The sequence below is a fragment of the Candidatus Babeliales bacterium genome, from assembly GCA_016929235.1.
GTDB lineage: Bacteria > Babelota > Babeliae > Babelales > JABCYS01 > JAFGJD01.
In genome coordinates this window covers 303,778-321,671 of sequence record JAFGJD010000004.1, presented here as the reverse complement: position 1 = coordinate 321,671, position 17,894 = coordinate 303,778, and the positions used below count along the sequence as shown (strand labels likewise).

Annotated in this window: 19 protein-coding genes and 1 other RNA gene; 9 read left to right on the top strand and 11 right to left on the bottom strand. The window is 42.9% G+C overall.

Annotated features, from left to right (window positions below; all coding sequences use genetic code 11):
- A partial coding sequence (locus JW872_02060) for an archease (protein MBN1549424.1) occupies positions 1-296 on the bottom strand: 296 nt, incomplete at its 3' end.
- A 66-nt stretch (positions 297-362) separates the two neighbouring features.
- Between JW872_02060 and JW872_02055 the strand changes: the two genes are divergently transcribed.
- The 3 genes from JW872_02055 to JW872_02045 are packed head-to-tail and all read left to right on the top strand — an operon-like array spanning position 363 to position 3,327.
- Complete coding sequence (locus JW872_02055; protein MBN1549423.1) at positions 363-800, top strand: DUF721 domain-containing protein; 438 nt, start codon at positions 363-365, stop codon at positions 798-800.
- A complete protein-coding gene (locus JW872_02050) occupies positions 797-2,320 on the top strand; it encodes a tetratricopeptide repeat protein (protein ID MBN1549422.1) in 1,524 nt (507 codons plus the stop codon). Before JW872_02055 ends, JW872_02050 begins: the two co-directional genes overlap by 4 nt.
- On the top strand, positions 2,293-3,327 hold the full coding sequence (locus JW872_02045) for a UDP-N-acetylglucosamine--N-acetylmuramyl-(pentapeptide) pyrophosphoryl-undecaprenol N-acetylglucosamine transferase (GenBank protein MBN1549421.1): 1,035 nt from the start codon (positions 2,293-2,295) through the stop codon (positions 3,325-3,327). The genes JW872_02050 and JW872_02045 overlap by 28 nt, the downstream gene beginning before the upstream one ends.
- On the opposite strand, the gene JW872_02040 is transcribed toward JW872_02045, so the two are convergent.
- The 3 genes from JW872_02040 to JW872_02030 form a co-directional block, all read right to left on the bottom strand.
- A complete protein-coding gene (locus JW872_02040) occupies positions 3,317-4,966 on the bottom strand; it encodes a hypothetical protein (protein ID MBN1549420.1) in 1,650 nt (549 codons plus the stop codon). The genes JW872_02045 and JW872_02040 overlap by 11 nt on opposite strands.
- Before the next feature lie 74 nt (positions 4,967-5,040).
- Entirely contained in the window at positions 5,041-6,924 is a 1,884-nt protein-coding gene (locus JW872_02035) for a PBP1A family penicillin-binding protein (protein ID MBN1549419.1), read from the bottom strand.
- 77 nt (positions 6,925-7,001) lie between these two features.
- The gene (locus tag JW872_02030; GenBank protein ID MBN1549418.1) at positions 7,002-7,340 is read right to left on the bottom strand and encodes a hypothetical protein; all 339 of its coding nucleotides are present in this window, start codon (positions 7,338-7,340) and stop codon (positions 7,002-7,004) included.
- 582 nt (positions 7,341-7,922) lie between these two features.
- Between JW872_02030 and rnpB the strand changes: the two genes are divergently transcribed.
- The 3 genes from rnpB (at position 7,923) to JW872_02015 (ending at position 9,421) form a co-directional block, all read left to right on the top strand.
- An RNA gene (gene rnpB, locus JW872_02025) (RNase P RNA component class A) lies at positions 7,923-8,273 on the top strand.
- Positions 8,274-8,345: 72 nt separating this feature from the next.
- Entirely contained in the window at positions 8,346-9,047 is a 702-nt protein-coding gene (locus JW872_02020; protein MBN1549417.1) for a PASTA domain-containing protein, read from the top strand.
- A gap of 59 nt (positions 9,048-9,106) precedes the next feature.
- Positions 9,107-9,421, top strand: a complete 315-nt coding sequence (locus JW872_02015) for a hypothetical protein (protein ID MBN1549416.1) — start codon at positions 9,107-9,109, stop codon at positions 9,419-9,421.
- Positions 9,422-9,468: 47 nt separating this feature from the next.
- Here JW872_02015 and JW872_02010 read toward each other — a convergent pair whose 3' ends face one another.
- Genes JW872_02010 through JW872_02000 form a run of 3 tightly spaced genes read right to left on the bottom strand, consistent with a single transcriptional unit; the run spans position 9,469 to position 11,824 of the window.
- Positions 9,469-10,464, bottom strand: coding sequence for an NAD(P)-dependent glycerol-3-phosphate dehydrogenase (locus JW872_02010; GenBank protein MBN1549415.1), 996 nt, complete (start codon positions 10,462-10,464; stop codon positions 9,469-9,471).
- Complete coding sequence (gene uppS / locus JW872_02005; protein ID MBN1549414.1) at positions 10,461-11,150, bottom strand: di-trans,poly-cis-decaprenylcistransferase; 690 nt, start codon at positions 11,148-11,150, stop codon at positions 10,461-10,463. The genes JW872_02010 and uppS overlap by 4 nt, the downstream gene beginning before the upstream one ends.
- Positions 11,151-11,161: 11 nt before the next feature.
- Positions 11,162-11,824: a hypothetical protein gene (locus JW872_02000; GenBank protein MBN1549413.1), complete on the bottom strand. Its 663-nt coding sequence runs from the start codon at positions 11,822-11,824 to the stop codon at positions 11,162-11,164.
- A 94-nt stretch (positions 11,825-11,918) separates the two neighbouring features.
- Here JW872_02000 and JW872_01995 point away from each other — a divergent pair, with 94 nt between their 5' ends.
- Together JW872_01995 and JW872_01990 are read left to right on the top strand one after the other, a co-directional pair.
- Positions 11,919-12,587: an HAD family phosphatase gene (locus tag JW872_01995; GenBank protein ID MBN1549412.1), complete on the top strand. Its 669-nt coding sequence runs from the start codon at positions 11,919-11,921 to the stop codon at positions 12,585-12,587.
- 20 nt (positions 12,588-12,607) lie between these two features.
- Entirely contained in the window at positions 12,608-13,489 is an 882-nt protein-coding gene (locus JW872_01990; protein MBN1549411.1) for an HAD-IA family hydrolase, read from the top strand.
- Here the strand turns inward: JW872_01990 and JW872_01985 are convergent.
- Complete coding sequence (locus JW872_01985; protein MBN1549410.1) at positions 13,422-13,778, bottom strand: CrcB family protein; 357 nt, start codon at positions 13,776-13,778, stop codon at positions 13,422-13,424. The two genes, JW872_01990 and JW872_01985, sit on opposite strands and share 68 nt — an antisense overlap.
- A gap of 31 nt (positions 13,779-13,809) precedes the next feature.
- On the bottom strand, positions 13,810-14,478 hold the full coding sequence (locus JW872_01980) for a TIGR00730 family Rossman fold protein (protein MBN1549409.1): 669 nt from the start codon (positions 14,476-14,478) through the stop codon (positions 13,810-13,812).
- Between the two features lie 170 nt (positions 14,479-14,648).
- On the opposite strand from JW872_01980, the gene JW872_01975 reads away from it, so the two are divergent.
- A complete protein-coding gene (locus tag JW872_01975; protein MBN1549408.1) occupies positions 14,649-15,995 on the top strand; it encodes a hypothetical protein in 1,347 nt (448 codons plus the stop codon).
- Here the strand turns inward: JW872_01975 and rsmA are convergent.
- Positions 15,985-16,776 carry a ribosomal RNA small subunit methyltransferase A gene (rsmA, locus tag JW872_01970; GenBank protein ID MBN1549407.1) on the bottom strand — a complete coding sequence of 264 codons (792 nt, stop codon included), beginning with the start codon at positions 16,774-16,776 and terminating at the stop codon, positions 15,985-15,987. The two genes, JW872_01975 and rsmA, sit on opposite strands and share 11 nt — an antisense overlap.
- Positions 16,777-16,779: 3 nt before the next feature.
- Positions 16,780-17,826: a rod shape-determining protein gene (locus JW872_01965; protein ID MBN1549406.1), complete on the bottom strand. Its 1,047-nt coding sequence runs from the start codon at positions 17,824-17,826 to the stop codon at positions 16,780-16,782.
- Positions 17,827-17,894 lie beyond the last annotated feature (68 nt).

Here is a 17,894-nt window from a genome sequence, read left to right as displayed (position 1 = left end):
GACGAGATAGTAACATCGCAATACACCTCATTATATTGAGCAGATAATGACAGCGCGTGCGATAAAAAATTAACTAACAATGAACTCACCTCGGAACCATCAACATCAAATTCATGACGACCCATATAGTCCTTACAGCTCAATCGATTTCCAGTGTACACACAGAGATCTGACTGCGGCCTCATACCCTGAAACATACCCACGAGAGCATTGCGAAAAACATCATGCAAAGTCGCACCAAAAACACGCAACTTAAAATCAGCGGTGTCTGAAAGTACCTGAAAATCTTTCTTCATACTTTGTTCTCCTTCAGTAAGTTCGCTATAGTTAGGCGACATAAATCCGGGCAATGGTACAAAACTATGACACTCCATATCAAGCAAACATTACAAAAGTTCTTACACACTACTCCCTCATGGAAAAGCAAACTCATAACCGAGTGGGATACCATTATGGGAAAATTAAGCGAGCACGTATGTCTTGTACACGTCAACAATAATACTGTTACGATCGGCGCCTACGAACCGAGCTGGCTGCAAGAACTCTATCTACTTACGCCTGTTCTCCTTGCGACCATCAATGAACATTTGGATGCGCCGCGCATCACACACCTTCGGTTCAAAGCCGTTGCTAGAAAACAAACAATACAACCAAACATTGTTCCTCAGATACATAAGGAGGACAAAACCATTACACTCTCACCCAAGGAATTGGCAGCTCTTGAAACTATTACTGACGAACAGCTACGCTCAGTATTGAAAGCATTTCGGATTAAATGTTGTAACCAGGAGCACCCATGAAATCTGTCTTATTAAGCTTTGCATGTAGCTGTCTTATACTTTCCCTTCATGCGTATGTACCGTCATACCATTCTGCACTTTGGGCACAGTACAATAATCAACTTGGCAATGACAACACGGCATTTAACGCATTTCAAGAATCACTTCAAAATGCGCAATCTCCGGATGTATATAAGGGATTTATTGATTACCTCTTTACTACGCATCGTTTTCAAGCTGTTGTTATGCTTATGTCACAACTTGACCACCACTTCCAACATGATGACGCATTACAACTACAATATGCGCAGGCGCTCGAATTTGTTGGCAATTCAGATGCCGCATATGAAAAGACACTTGCCCTTTTAAATAAAAATCCTCATCATTTTGAAACAGTATTCTATGCTGCAACCGAACATGCACAACACAACAATCCCAAGGAAGCATTGCAGCTCATTGATGACTACCTAACGGTTTCGCGCGAAGAAGCCCGTCATTGCCTATTATACTTTCTGAGAGCACAAATCCAGATGACCCTCAAAAACCACAGGCAGGCATTAGAGGATGCACAAAAAAGTGTAGCTCTTCATCCACTCTTTGATAAAGGATGGTTATTATTAGGATTGCTTCACGAACAACAAGGCCGCATCAAAGAAGCGTTGAGTGGCTATACCGCATTCCTTGAATTAACTGGACCAGACCCATCTGTAGAACATCAGATTGCACAACTACTATTGCACAAAGATTCACCACCACCCAATAACAAAATGGTCCTTATTAAGGTCAATGCATTAGCAACAAATAATCAATTAACAGATGCATTTTCTTTACTAGAAAGCTGGATGAACAAGGAGCCTGAGAACCCACTCTGGTTTAAAGCGGGACACCTAATAGTCCGCGGAGCAGAAGCACCAGCAAACTTGAACCATATTTTCATGACTACGCTACAACGAGTTTCAAAAAAACACCCGAACGCTGTTGTGCCAAAACTGTATCTTGTTGACCTTTATCTACGAACACATGCTCCGAAAAAAGCGCTTACACTCCTTGAGTCGATGATTACCGCAGCCAAAGATCCCCATCTCAAAGCATCACTTTTGTACCAAGCATCAGCAATTCATTATCAAACTGGAAACTTCACTCACATGAAAACATTACTTGACCAAACGCTCACGATTATTCCAGCACATAAGGCAACGCATAATCTTTTAGCATATTATTACGCAACCGATGGCAAAAATATCAAACAAGCACAACAGCACCTCGATGCTGCCTTGCGAGATGAAACTCACAATCCTCATTTTCTTGATACACAGGCCATCATCTGGATGAGAGAGAAGAAATATAAACAAGCTCATGCTCTTTTGGAAGAGCTTGCGATCAGTACTCCCAATGATTTTCACATTAATCATCATCTTGCATTAACACACAAAAAGTTAAAACATAAAAAAGAAAGCCGTGAGTACGCCAATAAGGCGCTCTCACTTGCACACAACGAACATGAAAGAGCATTATGCAAGAAGCTCCTCAAGCGCCATTAACAACCTGCTTTGTCGCGGGCCATTCCGGTGGTCATATTATTCCATGCATCACACTTGCAGATAATCTTCGTGAACACGAACCTCGTCAAACGATTATCTTTTTTACAACAGACGCGTCTCTTGACCGCTCTATCATGCAACAACATGGTGCAATACATCATGTCCCATTACCAACCGCACGAAGAATTCCTTACCGTAACCCTTTCAAATGGCCATGGTTTTTCTTGGGCATGATCCGATCATGGTGGATCAGCTTCACACAACTTCGCAAACATAAACCACAGCGTCTACACACAACGGGGGGCCTGGTCGCACTACCAGTTTGCATGGCGGCATGGTTGCTACGAATTCCAATCGAACTACATGAAGTCAATGTACAACCTGGAGCAACTATCAAGCTACTCGCACGTTTTGCAGATAAAATCAACATCACGTATCACGAAACTGAAACCATCTTGCAACGGTCGTGCACCATAGCGCCCTACCCTGTTAAGTACCACCTCCACCACACGCAACAAGACCCTCGTACCGCGCGCGCATCGTTAGGGCTAGATCAGAATCGATTCACAATAACCATTCTAGGAGGGTCACAAGGATCGCTACAACTTAACCAATTGATACATGCATGGATCCATCAACATCCTTATGTGCATGCATCGGTACAGATCATTCACCAAGTTGGAAGCTCGCAGGACGTCAACACATGGAACACATTTTACAGTAACTACAACATCCCATCCTACTGCTTCACATTCCGAAAGCATCTTGATTATATTTATTGTGCATCGGATTATGTGCTTTCACGCGCTGGAGCAGGAACACTTGCCGAGTTAGCATTCTTTCAAAAAAAATGTTGTATTATTCCGCTTGAGCTAAAAAATAATGACCATCAACTTCACAATGCACGAGCCTACACTAAGCAACGAGCAAACCATGCCTTACTGATTCGTGGTCACGAGATAATGAAGCTACATCAACATCTCACGAAGCTTGTTGTTAAGCCGTAACGTGTTCAACGACATCTATGCCTTCTATTGGTGTCGCAAAAAAGTTCATACCTGCAAAGCGCAATGCTGGGTAGTTTTTGACACTGAGAGGCCCAGTTAAGATCGAAGTAGGAATCGCGCTATTAATCAATTTCCCCTGGAGATAGTCCTGAATAGGTTGCGTTGACTGAGATTGTGCATATGCCATAATCCAGGATGGAATTGCAGCTTTAATCTCATCAACAATTGCCTGTGTTCTGAATTCATCAGTAAGATATTCTGTTATCTTAAGTGCAAGATCATCCGGCTGCAAAATAGTAGGTTCAATCATATAATACATGCGAGAAGAACCAATTCCCATCGGCAAATAAACATCGGTCATGAGAAGGGCAGCCTTTACTCCTCCGTCTTCAATCAATCCAGCATCACTCGGAAAGAGCGAAAGCGTTATATCACCTCTAGGGATACGGGTTGCATCAACATATGGGGAATCAAACCCCACATCGCCACGGGCTAGCCGATCAAGAAACGATTGTGTTTGGCTTGAAGAACCGAAAACACGAACAACGTAAAGGATGCCTGTTTTTTGTTCAATGCTTGGACGTATCAGATTAAAATCAGTTGATTTCCCTGTTTCAAGTTTCACACGGACTGAGTAGTCACTGGTCTTGTAGATAGCCCAGGTTTCGTATGGCTCATCAAAATACAATGGTGCTGTTTCTCCTTCAGCAGGCGGGATACCCTGAACAGCAGATTTGAGCCAGATACTGCATGGTACCGGATTCACATCACGAAACCGGGAAGGATCTTGTTGCCCAGAAGCATTGAGTGGCATTTGGTCAAAGTTACCTAGTGTAAATCCCTGGAGATGTACATTAAGCTGTCCATCCTTTTTATAAATCTCATATATATAAGGAACACCTGAGATACCCTCTGCAGAGATAGGTTTAGTGACAGTAACACCATTACTATTAAACTGCAGACTTCTTTGTTCCCCATCGGATGGACGAATAGGAGCTTCTTCATCTGAATTAATTAAATTGAATGAATGAGGGTCTAACGAAATATTGCTATAAGTCCTTACACCTTTTTGAAATGTTACCTTCACCTGGTCATCGGTATTGTTATAAAACGTACCTACAAAGTTTGTATCCTGAATCATTGGTCCTAGATACTCAACACGAATATCACCGCCATGCACGTAACCACGGATATAGTTTGTATCATAGTATCCTTCTGCTTCCGTATCACCTAGTTCTGTTTCACGACGCATGAGCAACTCACGACCCGATGTACTATTTTCACGAACCTTGATGGTAAATTTTAATTGTTGATCCTTAAAAAAATCACCAGAATCTGAACCAGCAACAACGGTTGTTTCATTCAACAGATCATTAGTATAGACATCTGCACCAAGAGCTGGAGTGATTCTGTAGGTTGCTACATTAAGCGGTATTGGCGACTCATTCAGCAGCTTAAGGCTATATTTGTACTTCTCCGCAACAACACCAACCATGGTTCCCATCCCCTCACCCATACCCCCAAGACCTGAAACACTGCTGCCAATTGATGAGATGAACCCATTTAACTTATTTTCATCTTCCTCTGTGGCCATCAGTACGCCACATGCCATAACGATTACTATAAGGATCTTTTTCATTTACCTACTCCTTTATCGACAACGCAGTCCGTGCTCCAGACTATCAGAGTTTTGTTTACAAACTCAATTGTTCGTCACACAAGAATTGTGTACGCCTCTGGGTTATCTGGATCTATAGTTGTTGATCCTGTTTTTGAATGAATGCATAGTTCTTGTAACGATGGATCAAAATCGAATGTTTTTTTAGATGAATCAATGTCACGGTTCAAGCGCAACCAAATTGGGAAGATTGTTGCTGTTGGATACACGCGATCCCCCATTGACCGGTTATCATCACACCCCACATAAAGCGCAGTCGTCAACGTTGGTGTGGATCCAACAAACCAACTAGTACGACAATCATTGGTTGTTCCTGTCTTACCAATTCCTTCACATGATATCCAACTACGAGGATAGATCCTACGCTTCCGCTCCATGCCTATACTGAGGACTTTTGCAACCTGATCACTCACGCGAGTACTGAAGATACGTTCTTCGACCGGTTGATGCCGGTAAATTTTTTTACCCCACCTATCTTTGACCCAGCTAATATAATGTGGCTCAACATAAACACCGTGATTCGCGAAGATATTAAATACTGCAACATTCTCAAACGGAGTTGCATCAATACATCCCAGCGCAATTGATGGGTAGACTGGAACATTTTTCAAACGGCACTTCCTTCCCAACTCTGCAATACGCTCGCAACCAACATCAAGCAACGTCTTAATCGTGACAATATTATTGGAATGTGAAAGCGCGTATGCAAGCGTCATTTGACCATCAAACCGTCTTGTCACATTCTTTGGTTGCCATAGTTTATTGTGATCTTCACGTGTAAATGCTTCGTCCATCTCGGTATCGGCAAAGGTTTTGCCTTGTTCAATCGCTGCAGCATATACAATTGGTTTAAATGTTGATCCCATCTGCCTCCGTGCCTGAAGCACACGATTCCACTTAGAACGACCAAAATCAACCCCCCCTACTAATGCTTTTACGCCACCAGATTGCGGATCAATCGAAACCAATGCGCCATCAACATCTTTTTGAACTTTCTTTCGAAGCTCTTCAAACTGTTTGGTAAAATACCGCTGCGCCAACGCCTGTGTTTTTTTGTTCATGGTCGTTTGTACAGTAAGTCCCCCCTCATATAATGCAGTCCGCCCAAATCTCTCTTCAAGAAACTGCCGTATCTCTTCCTTTAAATGTGGAGCAATGGTTTGCGCATCTTGATCACGAGCGCTTACTGATTTCGCAATAGCTTGCGCATACTGAATATCAGTAATAAGAGATAACCTATACATGGAACGCAAAACCGTATTTCGACGTTGTTGCGCCGAGAGAGGATGATTAATCGGACTTCTCCTGACTGGATTTTGGATAATACCAGCCAGTGTTGCTGCCTGGTCAATCGAGATATCGGTTACTGATTTATCCCAGAAACGCTGGCATGCGGCTTCAACCCCATAAATTCCGTGCCCAAAGCAGATATGGTTCAGATATACTTCAAGAATTTGGTGCTTTGTAAATTGTCGTTCGATCAGCACTGTATAAAATTGTTCAAGCAATTTTCGTTTAAACGTTTTTTTCAGATCAAAAAAAAGATGCCGCACCAGCTGCTGTGTAATGGTGGAGGCACCCTGTACATAGCGACGATGGTAAAGGTTCACTAAGATAGAGCGCACAATACCCTTGTATGATATACCCGAGTGCGTGAAAAACTTGTGATCTTCAGCTGCTATAAATGCATGGATAACGTGCTCTGGCATCTTATCAATACCGATAAACTCACGTTTATCATATTGAAACCGAGCCCATTCATTGCCTTCATCATCCAGAAGAATAGTTGGCCGTCCTGGGTCATAGTGTGTTAAACGGGAAAAATCGACTGTTTTTGAATGAAGCAAAAAGACAAACATGCCCCACGCACATGCAACGCTCAACGCAGCTATAACAAAAAAGTAACGTATAATGCGCATGATTAAGAAACCCACTCATGAAAAAAGGCCGCTGTAATTCGCGGCCTTTTTTCAAATTTCTTGATGAACAGTCGGTGTTAGCTCACCACTTCTGCTGTTTCTACTGCCTCATCACATTCTTCAACTTCTACTGGGCATCCGCACCACCAGCTGTTGACGCTCTTAGCAAGAGCAAGAACACCTTTTGGCCCATACATGTAAAGCAATACAGCCAAGGTTGCAATGGAAGCTGATTTAATCTTATTTCCCTTAATCCAACGGGTATTGGAAATAAGAGCGTGCTCAAAAGATCCTTGGGTTCTCAATGTGGGAATTTCTTCTCTCGGTTCTACAGTACGTTCGTCTTCGCTAGGTCCGGCATACATCGCGCCACCGAGCAAAGCTAATCCCAATACTGATAAAAGTAACTTTCTCATGGTATCTCGTCTCCCTTACCATTTGAATGTTATGTGATTAACAACGAGATTAAACTACTTGAATAACTTGAATTGTCAATATAGATTCACTGGGTCATATGCTTCATAAATTAAGGTGCTGCGCACTATGATTGTTACGTGCATAACAGGTTTTTTTTTAGGCTTTTTCTTATTTATATGCGATACCACCATTGCACATATCTACGCATATCCATACAGCGCGATGCTTTCGTGTTGGTACATGTTATGCGTTTTTTTTCGTCGCTCTCCCTACCTGATAATTCCGTTACTCATACTCATTGGATGTGAATCATTTTTGTACTATGAGCGTTTTGGAGTGACCTGGATATACCTTATTCCGATTACGCTACTTATCCTTCATTTAAAACAAACCGTCAATTACGCACAGCTCATCCCCTATGGTGCCCTAATCTGCAGCCTGACACTACGCGAACTTGTGCTCGGACCATGGCTCACTCATAGTCCTGTTTTAGGCCGGTATACGGGTTATATGATTTGTGGTAACGTTATAGTGATGGTGTTAATGCACCGTTTTATTATTCCTTTGACAGTACCAAGGACCCGGTAGACTGGACAATCGCGTATCAGCCCTTTAGGGCTGGTAGGAGGAAAGTCCGGACTCCTAACGAGCGCAGTGCCTTGAGAGGCTTGACCAATCAAGGGAGGGGAAACCCTATGGAAAGTGCCACAGAAAAGAACCGCCATTCTCTGAATGGTAAGGGTGAAAACGTGCGGTAAGAGCGCACGACGTTCCGATGTGAATCTGAACGGGGGCAAACCCCACTGGGAGCAAGACAAAGCAGCATGATGGTTGTTCGTTCCGTTACTCATGCGGGTATGTCGCATAGATAAATGGTTGTCGATGTAGCTTGCGCTACAGCACAGAATCCGGCTTATAGGTCTACCAAGTCCTTGTTGTAACCTTCCAGTAGTAGCAAAAACTGACTCTCTGTGTATCATTACACTCCTGTAAGGAGCTGTTACATGACCCTATCTCATTATCTGTGGTTATTACCATTTTTATGTTTTGCCCTGGGATACCAGCTACTCAATAGCATGCTTTCAGTCCCAGAATATGATGCCCCAAAAGTGATTGGGCTTTCATTGGTACAAGCAGCCCAGGTTGCCGAAGAACATAACCTGATGTTCAGAATTACAGGATACAGAGAAGAGGTAGACCTCGAAGAAGGAACCGTTCTTGAGCAAACCCCCGCAGCACACCACGGAATCAAACAAAACCAACCAATCTTTCTAACTCTATCGCGTAAACCTCCAAAAAAAATAACCCCAAACTTTCAAACAAAACAAAAAAAGATCATAGACGACTACTGTAAGCGACATGGCTTACGACCTAAATATTACCCACTCAAAGGCCACCACCCACAAAACACGTGCATCGGACAATCACCAGAACCAGGAATGTTGCTGGATGCGCATACGGTTGATGTGTACATCAGCGACGGCTCACATGCTCTATGTCTGTTTCCCGATTTCAAAAATATTCCACTGTCTGAGGTCAAAGAGTTGCTGGGAAATTACCAAGCACAACTTACCATTGTGCATCGCAAAGAACCACGAGCTAATCACGTGTGTCGGTCTTGTCTTGTACTAGACCAAAAACCACTTCCCGGATCCCTAGTTGATCTGACACAACCGCTTTCGGTACAGCTCCAAGTTGATTCCTAAACCGATTGTGCTACACTCGCCGCATCTAATCTAGACGCCACTATTATAAGGAGCGGACTGTGAAGAAACTACTAGCAATTGCCCTAATTGGATCATACGCATGCGCTGGAATACCACAAGAGTTACGCGATAAGGGAGATGAAATCAATACTCTCGAAATATCATTCAGTATTCATCGTGACGCAACCGAAAAGAACGCGGAAGAATGGGCGCAACTTTTAGATCAAGCAGCAAACCTGTTAGAAGCACTAGAGGCTGAAAGCTTTGATGAAACAACATGGATGCAACTCGGAACAACAGTTAAAGCTATGCGTGAACTTGTACAAAATTCAGAAATACTCCACGGCAATCTCTCTTTATCAGCACACGACTAAATTAAGTACATACAAAGCATAAAAAGAGTCCCTCCGGGGACTCTTTTTTAACATTCTGGCTCTAAAGACCGCGCCATAAGTGATGCAACCAGCTCATGGATCGTTGAACCGTGAAATACTATGTTGTACACACCATGACAAATCGGCAACTCAAGACCATGACGCTCCATCATCTGGTACATAGAACGCACCGTATTGATTCCCTCAGGAAGAACCGGTCGTTCCTGTTGTATGGTTGCCAAGCTCTTACCCTGCCCCAAAAGCAAACCAACCTGACGATTGCGACTTAATTTACTCATTGCTGTCATAATCGTATCGCCTATACCTGATAACCCATATACAGTCTGTATACGACCACCTCGTCGCTTTACTAGTTGAGCAATTTCTGAAATACCTCGTGTTAACAGAAATGCCGTCGTATTGTCAGTCATACCTGCACCATCAGCAATACCAACAGCAAGCGCCATAACATTTTTCAATGCAGCACCAAGCTGTACGCCTACTATGTCATCAGTGGTATAAGGTCGAAAATATTCATTAGCCATAAGTCCTTGGATTTGACTGGCTAAATCACAATCATCAGCAGCAATAGTCACTGCCGTCACTCGCTTGGCAGCTAGATCATATGCAAAACTAGGACCGGCCAAAACAGCAGTTCGCACCGAGCAATCACACACATCGTTTATGATTTGAGAAGGGAACAAGAGCGTCTCATTTTCAATTCCCTTGTTCAAGCAGATCCATATTTGATCTTCATAGATTGAATCGCCTGCTTGTTCTAACACTGATCGAAAATACTTAACCGGCGTTGATACAAATACATACGTTACACCAGAAAGTGCCTGTTTGATATCAGTAACGGGTTCTATCAGTGAATTCAATGCAAAGTATGGGAAATAACGCTCATTACGATGTTGAGTTTTGATGCAGTTGGCAACTGATGGATCCTGGCACCATAGCTTTACCTTGATGCCGTTGTGCGCAAGTACAGTTGCCACCGCTGTCCCCCATGCCCCCTCACCTAGCATGCAGACGGTTTTCATTTACCAAAATTCCTTTTTACCTGTTCATACCATTCCAACACAGCGTCAAGATCCCGCGCCTGAATATCTGGCCAGAACATGTCCGTAAAATACAACTCACTGTAGGTGCTTTGATATGGCAAAAAATTACTCAATCTATGTTGGCCTCCCGTTCGTATAATGAGATCTGCATCAGGTATCCCATGCGTCCATAGACACGACACAAATGTATCCTCGGTCACATGTTCTGGTGCGAGCTCACCACGCTGAACCTTATCGGCAAGACAACGCCCTGCCGCTATCAATTCTTGACGTCCGCCATAACAGAATAAAAAATGAACCGATAATCGATCGAAATTTTTTGTTTGTTCTTCTAATTCTTCCAGTGCAGGAAGAACATGTTTTGGGAATAAGGAACGATCACCTACAAATCGAACTCGAATCTTTTCTTTAATAAATTCCTGTAATGTTTCTTTTGCAAACTCTAATACAAGATCAAAAAGGTAACCAACCTCCTCTTTGGATCGCTTAAAATTTTCCAAAGAAAACGCATATAAAGAAAGATGCTTGATATTGCGGTTGGCACTATACTCCACTACTCGACGCACCGCTTCAACACCCTCCCGATGGCCACGCCATGGAACGAAAGCTCGTTTCTTCGCCCAGCGACGATTACCATCCATAATTAATGCGATGTGATTCACCATCCTCTCAACCTCTAGATCGTGTGTGTAGACCGAATGCGATGCCCACTATACCGTAATGTTCTGTTCATGCGAAGTTTCAATTGAATAAACGCACTTATCTTAACCAGCCCTGCCATGCAACTAGCGATTACGCAACGCTCAACTGCAACTACTGGAATCAAAAACCACCAATATTCCGCTGCCATGGGCATGGTATATAACCACACCACAGAGCCAACGGCATGGGATACAAACGTATTAGCAAGTGATAATCCAAACACAGAGGTCGAACGAATTCCATATACGATAATAGGAATAAACCAATACCAGGTGTACGGTGAAACCATACGCCCAATTGGATGCAGATGAAAAAGAATCATACACCCCACCGGAATACCAACACGCACAATACGATTCGTAGTTCCCCAACAAAGCGCACCACACAAACCCGGCAACCGCCGGAGAAGAAATGCCATGATTGAAAGACCTGAAAGAAGATAGCGCCCTAGAAATAGTCCTCCAACACACCATAATCCTCCAAACCAACCGGCAAGAGGGCTGACAATCTCTGTTCCTGATAGAAAAGCATTTTTTGACCCAACAAGGTAACTTACTTTAAAATACCCCGCTAAAGCCAGTACACTAAGGAAAGCGCCAGACGATATCAGGTATTGGAATCGTTTTAGTTGTATCATAATCTATACTCAAGTAACCGTGAAAAATGGGGTTCATTGTGATATAGGACGAGTATAGCAAAGAGATGAAAATATGGAACTTAGGGGGTAGATCATGAAATATGAAGGAATCATTTTTGATATGGATGGCACCATTGTGCAAACCGAGCACATCTGGGAGGATGCCATTAAGCAAATGCTTAAAAAAAAGGATCCCTCAATTCCTGATACAACCATCCACATCATCCTAGACGCAACCTGTGGTTCTGGTCTCGAGCCATGTTGCCACGTCATCAAAGATCAACTCAAACGCCCAGAGAGCGTACAATCACTAGTACGTGAGCTCGTGGATATCGCTAATGTCTTGTATGAGCAGCAAATTTCATTTGTTGAAGGGTTTGTAGATTTTCATCAAACAATTACTCAAAAATACAAACTCAAATCAGGTATTGCCACCAATGCATCTGATGAAACAGTGGAAGTTACTAACAAAAAACTTAAGCTCGACACCTTCTTTGGAAAACATATTTATAATATCTCCCGCGTCAATAATGCATGTAAACCAGATCCAGCTGTTTACTTGTACACTGCAAAACAACTACGCTTAACTCCGAAGCACTGCATCGCTATTGAAGATTCTGCTGCAGGAGTTGGTGCCGCAAAAGCAGCCGGCATGTTTTGTATTGGTATGAACTCCGCAAACAAACCAGAACAAGTAAAATACGCCGATTTTGTGGTGACATCATATTATGAAATCGATTTGAAACGATTACTTAAAAAGTAATCTTGCTCGAGGAGAGGAGTATGAAGCGTATCGTTATTCTCACCGCAATGACGTTTTTCATTCACACCAGCACACACGCATATAATACTCTAGGCGCAATGCTATATCTATGTGGAACAAATCCAATAACCATTATGACTGGCCTTACCACATTCGGAACTGATACCGCATACTCCTGGTACAAACGAGATCAAGCATCAAATCTCACTGCGCTTCGTCCCGCACGGCCACATAAAACAGTTTTTGCGTTTGATCTCCATCATGTTCTCTTTAAACCAGATTATCCTACTATGCTTGCCAATGCTCTCTTACTTTTTTTTACGACTCCACGGCTCTGGAACATCATTTTAAACCCAAAAGTCACCTTTAGAATTATATGTGCGCTAACAAGCGGTAAAGTTGGTGAAAAAGTGCTCAATGATCTCGGAACAATTCATCCCGGACTTAAAGAGTTCCAAGATAAAGGCAATCGCATTGCCAACTGTCAAATTCCGATCAAACGCACATTTGAACTAATCAAAGAACTTAAAAAGCGCGGGTTTGAAATTTATCTTCTCTCCAACATTGGCTCAACAACATTCAAAGAATTTCAAGAATTGTACCCAGATTACTTTGACGATTTCGATGGCTTTTTTATGCCAATGCCTGAATATACCTATCTTCATAAGCCGGATCTGCGCATGTACCTTCTCTTTTTAGACACGTTTGATCTTAAAGCAGAACAAACAATCTTTGTTGATGACAAGGCCGACAATGTTCTTGCCGCACGTTCAGTCGGTATGAACAGTGTTCTGTTTTCCGAGCCACACCATTTCGAATGCGTTCTCCATGCAATCAGAGCATTGCCCTCACTGCCAGGGCCCGTCCCAGCATCACCGCAAGCATGCAACCAAGATTCATGAGTACCATATAGAGTAATGCCGCTGCTGCAGACTGGTACACCCACAGCTCAACAACCTCATGAATAAAACGCCAAATAACTGTAAATGAGGCAAAAAAACCAACACATGCAAAAAGTGTGACAGGGTTATCATGTCCATAAAACGCAAACATGAAGCTCGTCAACATACAGCCAACCATATTAATAACAAGCACTTTCGCCAAAATATTCATGGGAACATACTCCCAGAATGTATAGCGAGTAAGTGCTCCGAATAAGCCACCAACCCCTACAAGCAAGAATGAATTCATACATCCTCCTATATCGCATCCCACAGCAACTTTATGTGCTCATTTTTACAACATCGCATCGTGCTTTTAAAATACGCAGAGCCTCATCAAGATCATCAGTCACAACAAGCACGCCTCTATCTTTCTCTTTTAAGAGTCCTTCCGATACGGCCTTGTTTGCCCATTCGAGCAAAGGTTTCCAATACTCTACACCAATCAAAATCACTGGAACACTATATGCCAATTGATGGGTTTGAATGAGTGTTGCCACCTCTGATAGCTCATCGAGTGTACCAAATCCGCCAGGGAAAAATACGTGGCCAACCGAGTAGTTAATCAATAACCACTTTCTTGAAAAGAAATGATTCATCAACACATAATCTTGAACACATTGGTTAATGTCATCGCCAAAACTTTTCAATCCAATGCCCATACTTCGTATTTCTTTGGTGCCGTCGCTAATAGCTCCACAATTCGCTGCTTGCATAACTCCGGCCCCACCACCCGTCAACACGGAAATACCATGATCAACAAGTTTTTGTGCCAGCTCCATTGCTTTACGCGAGTACACATGTCCCTGACCAACTTTACTTCCACCGAAAATAGTAACCCGTGGCTCTTTGAGCCGCGACAGCTTCCACATACCATATGTCATATTAATAAGGACTTTTGTAAATTGACCAATAAGCTTAAGACACGCTCTCATGCGTTTTAGTATCATATGACCCCTCCTTATTCCATTGATGAATCTTCATCATGTATCCTATAGAAACACCCCCATATCATTCAATAAAACAGTAAAACCCTTGCACGAGTCGCTCCTGGCATGCTTATATTAAAATGAGGGGGCATGATACGCTTCTTTCCGTCCGCATCATATAAAGGAGCATTATGAATAAGGGCCGTCCATCATGCATATGGATGCTCTACACCATGGTAGGGATCACCACATCAATCTACGCTAACCCAGCACCGAGGGAATGCCCCGTATGGATGACAATCTTTATTCACGGAGCTGTAATGCCTAGGTTTTGTACAAGTGACTTGCTCAATGTGATGCGTGATCATGTAGAAGATTCCGCATATGATCGAGCTGTCGCTGCAGTACGCAACGACCCATTCTTTAGACACAATCAAGCAATGCAAGGGTTAGGGCTCAAACCAGTTCAAGCACATCCCGGTGGAGCTCCGTCTGGAGCATGTGCCGTCGCATCCCTCTATGATTACGTAACTAAAACCGTTAACGACACACCAACTACCAATCTTTACTATACGTTCGGCTGGTCAGGATTATTAAGCGCAAGCACTCGCTATGCAGAGGCACAACTATTATACGATAGCCTTGCACGGGAAATAAAAAAATTAACAAATCGATACGGCACACAACCAAAACTCAGGATCGTGGCGTATAGCCATGGTGGAAATATTATGCTCAACCTCGGAAAAGTTCGACAAGAACAACAATCACATGATCTATATGTCGATGAAGCCGTTATGTTAGGTGTCCCTATTTGTTGTGAAACTGATAAGTATGTTGCAGATACTCTCTTTAAAAAAGTATACGTGTTTTATTCTACATTCGATCGAATTCAAACCAAAGATTTCTTCTCATTTAAGCGGTTTTTTGCAAAACGAAGCTTCCATTCACGGTCAAACTTCACCGTGCCCGACTATGTAACACAAGTACAGATTAAGGCATACTTTTATAAACCACGTTCAAAATATAAAGATAATCAACAAGCGGCTAAAGACCTTGCCTATAATCCCCACGGTCATAAAAAATTCAAAAAAAGGAATTACAGCCCAGGCCATACCGAACTCTGGTTTTTAGGCGGGGGGGCATCACATTACCGAGAAAACTTTCCTCTCTATCCGGCACCCCTTGCAGCTGTGACTCCTGCCATCATCAAACAACTAGAGACACAAAAAACAGGGCAAAAACTTGTTGTTGAACTTCATCCACAAAGAAACATTATGCGCATAAGAACAAAACCATCCCTGAAGCACACGGAAACATCATTCATAGAGCTCAAAGCATTTGGACAACTACAAACAATCGCTGCTTTGTGTAAACCTGGAGAATCTCTTAAAAAAGAAGGACATAGAAGAAGGAATCTTGCCCGAGTCCAATCACGTCCTGCGGTCTATCATCCTAAACAACAAAGCGGCGCAAGAAAACGACAGGCGCAGGGCCTTTGCTTTACAGAGGATGAAATCAGTATACCGATCATACCGTAATCAATCGTTTCCAAATCGTAATCAGATCATCCTTACTCATCTGTTGCGCACGTAAAGAAAGTTCTTTATCCGACAGCATACCTACATCATAGTGTGTTTGTTGAAGATTATTCCGCAACGTCCGCCGCGGTTGCCTAAAGCAATGCTTGATAAAGTTCCAAAACTCTTCTTCTCGTGGAATCTGTCCTGGATCTGGCTTTGGCTTAAAATACAACAACCGCGAATCGACTTTTGGTGGTGGATAAAATGCCGACGGCAGAACTTTATCTAATTTTTTCCATATAAAATAGTGTTGGAAAAAAATTGAAGGATATCCATACCCTCGTCCTGATGTTTTCAGAATCTTTTGCGCAACCTCTTCCTGAATCATAATCACACCTTCTTTGAGCAAAGAACGATGCGCTTGAAGCTTATGCAAAATCGGAAACGTAACTTGATATGGAAGATTGGCAAGCAATACCCAGGGTTGGTGTTCAGATAACCGCCCAAACAAATCAACATCGAGAAAGTTTTCATTAAAGATCGTTATGCGATCATCTGTAACTGACGTACGTACATACTCAGCCCATTCTTGATCAATCTCAAATACCCACAATCGTTTGACAGGTGTCTGTAAGATTGCACGCGTTAAAATACCTTCACCACACCCTATCTCAAATACAGATGTATCATCTGTTAGCTCAACAGCAGAAATAATACTACGTATCACCGACTGATCTTTAAGGAAGTGCTGACCGTATTTTTTTTTGACGGTAATACCACCCAACTGAGGCTTGCGCATAAGCTATTTCATTAACGCTTCGCGATACTTGTCTAGATTTTCTAGAACACGCGCTGCGCCCTTAACGACACACAAGAGTGGATCTTCTGCAATACGAACAGGTAATCCTGTTTCTTTTGTAAGGAGCACATCAAGTCCTTTGAGGAGTGATCCTCCACCTGCCATAACAATACCACGGTCGACCAAGTCAGATGAAAGCTCTGGTGGAGTATTTTCAAGAGCAACACGCGCAGCTTCAACTATACTACTAACCGTTTCAAGTAACGCTTCATTTACTTCGAGACTGGTCAAGGTGATAGTTTTTGGAACACCTGTAACTAAGTCACGTCCCTTGACTTGCATGCTCTTTTTTTCACCTTCAAGCCCAACTGATCCAATTTCGATTTTGACTTGTTCTGCAGTGCGCTCACCGATGAGCAGGTTGTATTTGCGTTTGACATAGTTCACAATTGAGCGATCCATTTCATCTCCACCAACGCGAATAGAACGCCAGAACACAACTGAACCTAAAGATATAATAGCAACTTCTGTTGTTCCGCCGCCAATATCAATAACCAAATTGCCTGAAGGTTCTTGGACATCTAGGCCTGCCCCAATTGCAGCTGCCATTGGTTCGCGAATGGTAAAGACTTCGCGGGCTCCAGCTTGCCGTGCAGAATCTTTAACAGCACGGAGTTCTACTTCAGTTATACCTGAAGGAACACCTATCACCATACGAGGGCGGACAAGAGAGCGTCGATGGTCCTGTACAGCGCGAATAAAGTAACTAAGCATGCTTTCTGCCAGTTCAAAATTAGAGATGACGCCATCGCGCATTGGACGGCATGCAACAATTGTCTCTGGTGTTTTCCCGAGCATTTCTTTCGCCGCTTTTCCTGCTGCAAGAACTTGTCGCGTTGCATCTGCGCGAACGGCGACAACAGATGGTTCGTTTAATGCAATACCCTTTTTAGGGACATATACAACGGTATTCGCTGTACCCAAATCAATGGCTAAATCATTTGAGAAAAACCCAAATAATCTTCGCGCTGGGAAAAAAGAGGTTTTCATTGATTTACGCTCTTTCTTAGGGGGTTCTTTGCTTATTTTTTCTTGTTCCATGACCTATCTCTCTCTGT

Coding starts and splice junctions, on each gene's coding strand:
- JW872_02055 (MBN1549423.1), top strand. CDS start 363: ATGACACTCCATATCAAGCAAACATTACAAAAGTTCTTACACACTACT.
- JW872_02050 (MBN1549422.1), top strand. CDS start 797: ATGAAATCTGTCTTATTAAGCTTTGCATGTAGCTGTCTTATACTTTCC.
- JW872_02045 (MBN1549421.1), top strand. CDS start 2,293: ATGCAAGAAGCTCCTCAAGCGCCATTAACAACCTGCTTTGTCGCGGGC.
- JW872_02040 (MBN1549420.1), bottom strand. CDS start 4,966: ATGAAAAAGATCCTTATAGTAATCGTTATGGCATGTGGCGTACTGATG.
- JW872_02035 (MBN1549419.1), bottom strand. CDS start 6,924: ATGCGCATTATACGTTACTTTTTTGTTATAGCTGCGTTGAGCGTTGCA.
- JW872_02030 (MBN1549418.1), bottom strand. CDS start 7,340: ATGAGAAAGTTACTTTTATCAGTATTGGGATTAGCTTTGCTCGGTGGC.
- JW872_02020 (MBN1549417.1), top strand. CDS start 8,346: ATGACCCTATCTCATTATCTGTGGTTATTACCATTTTTATGTTTTGCC.
- JW872_02010 (MBN1549415.1), bottom strand. CDS start 10,464: ATGAAAACCGTCTGCATGCTAGGTGAGGGGGCATGGGGGACAGCGGTG.
- uppS (MBN1549414.1), bottom strand. CDS start 11,150: ATGGTGAATCACATCGCATTAATTATGGATGGTAATCGTCGCTGGGCG.
- JW872_02000 (MBN1549413.1), bottom strand. CDS start 11,824: ATGATACAACTAAAACGATTCCAATACCTGATATCGTCTGGCGCTTTC.
- JW872_01995 (MBN1549412.1), top strand. CDS start 11,919: ATGAAATATGAAGGAATCATTTTTGATATGGATGGCACCATTGTGCAA.
- JW872_01990 (MBN1549411.1), top strand. CDS start 12,608: ATGAAGCGTATCGTTATTCTCACCGCAATGACGTTTTTCATTCACACC.
- JW872_01985 (MBN1549410.1), bottom strand. CDS start 13,778: ATGAATTCATTCTTGCTTGTAGGGGTTGGTGGCTTATTCGGAGCACTT.
- JW872_01980 (MBN1549409.1), bottom strand. CDS start 14,478: ATGATACTAAAACGCATGAGAGCGTGTCTTAAGCTTATTGGTCAATTT.
- JW872_01975 (MBN1549408.1), top strand. CDS start 14,649: ATGAATAAGGGCCGTCCATCATGCATATGGATGCTCTACACCATGGTA.
- rsmA (MBN1549407.1), bottom strand. CDS start 16,776: ATGCGCAAGCCTCAGTTGGGTGGTATTACCGTCAAAAAAAAATACGGT.
- JW872_01965 (MBN1549406.1), bottom strand. CDS start 17,826: ATGAAAACCTCTTTTTTCCCAGCGCGAAGATTATTTGGGTTTTTCTCA.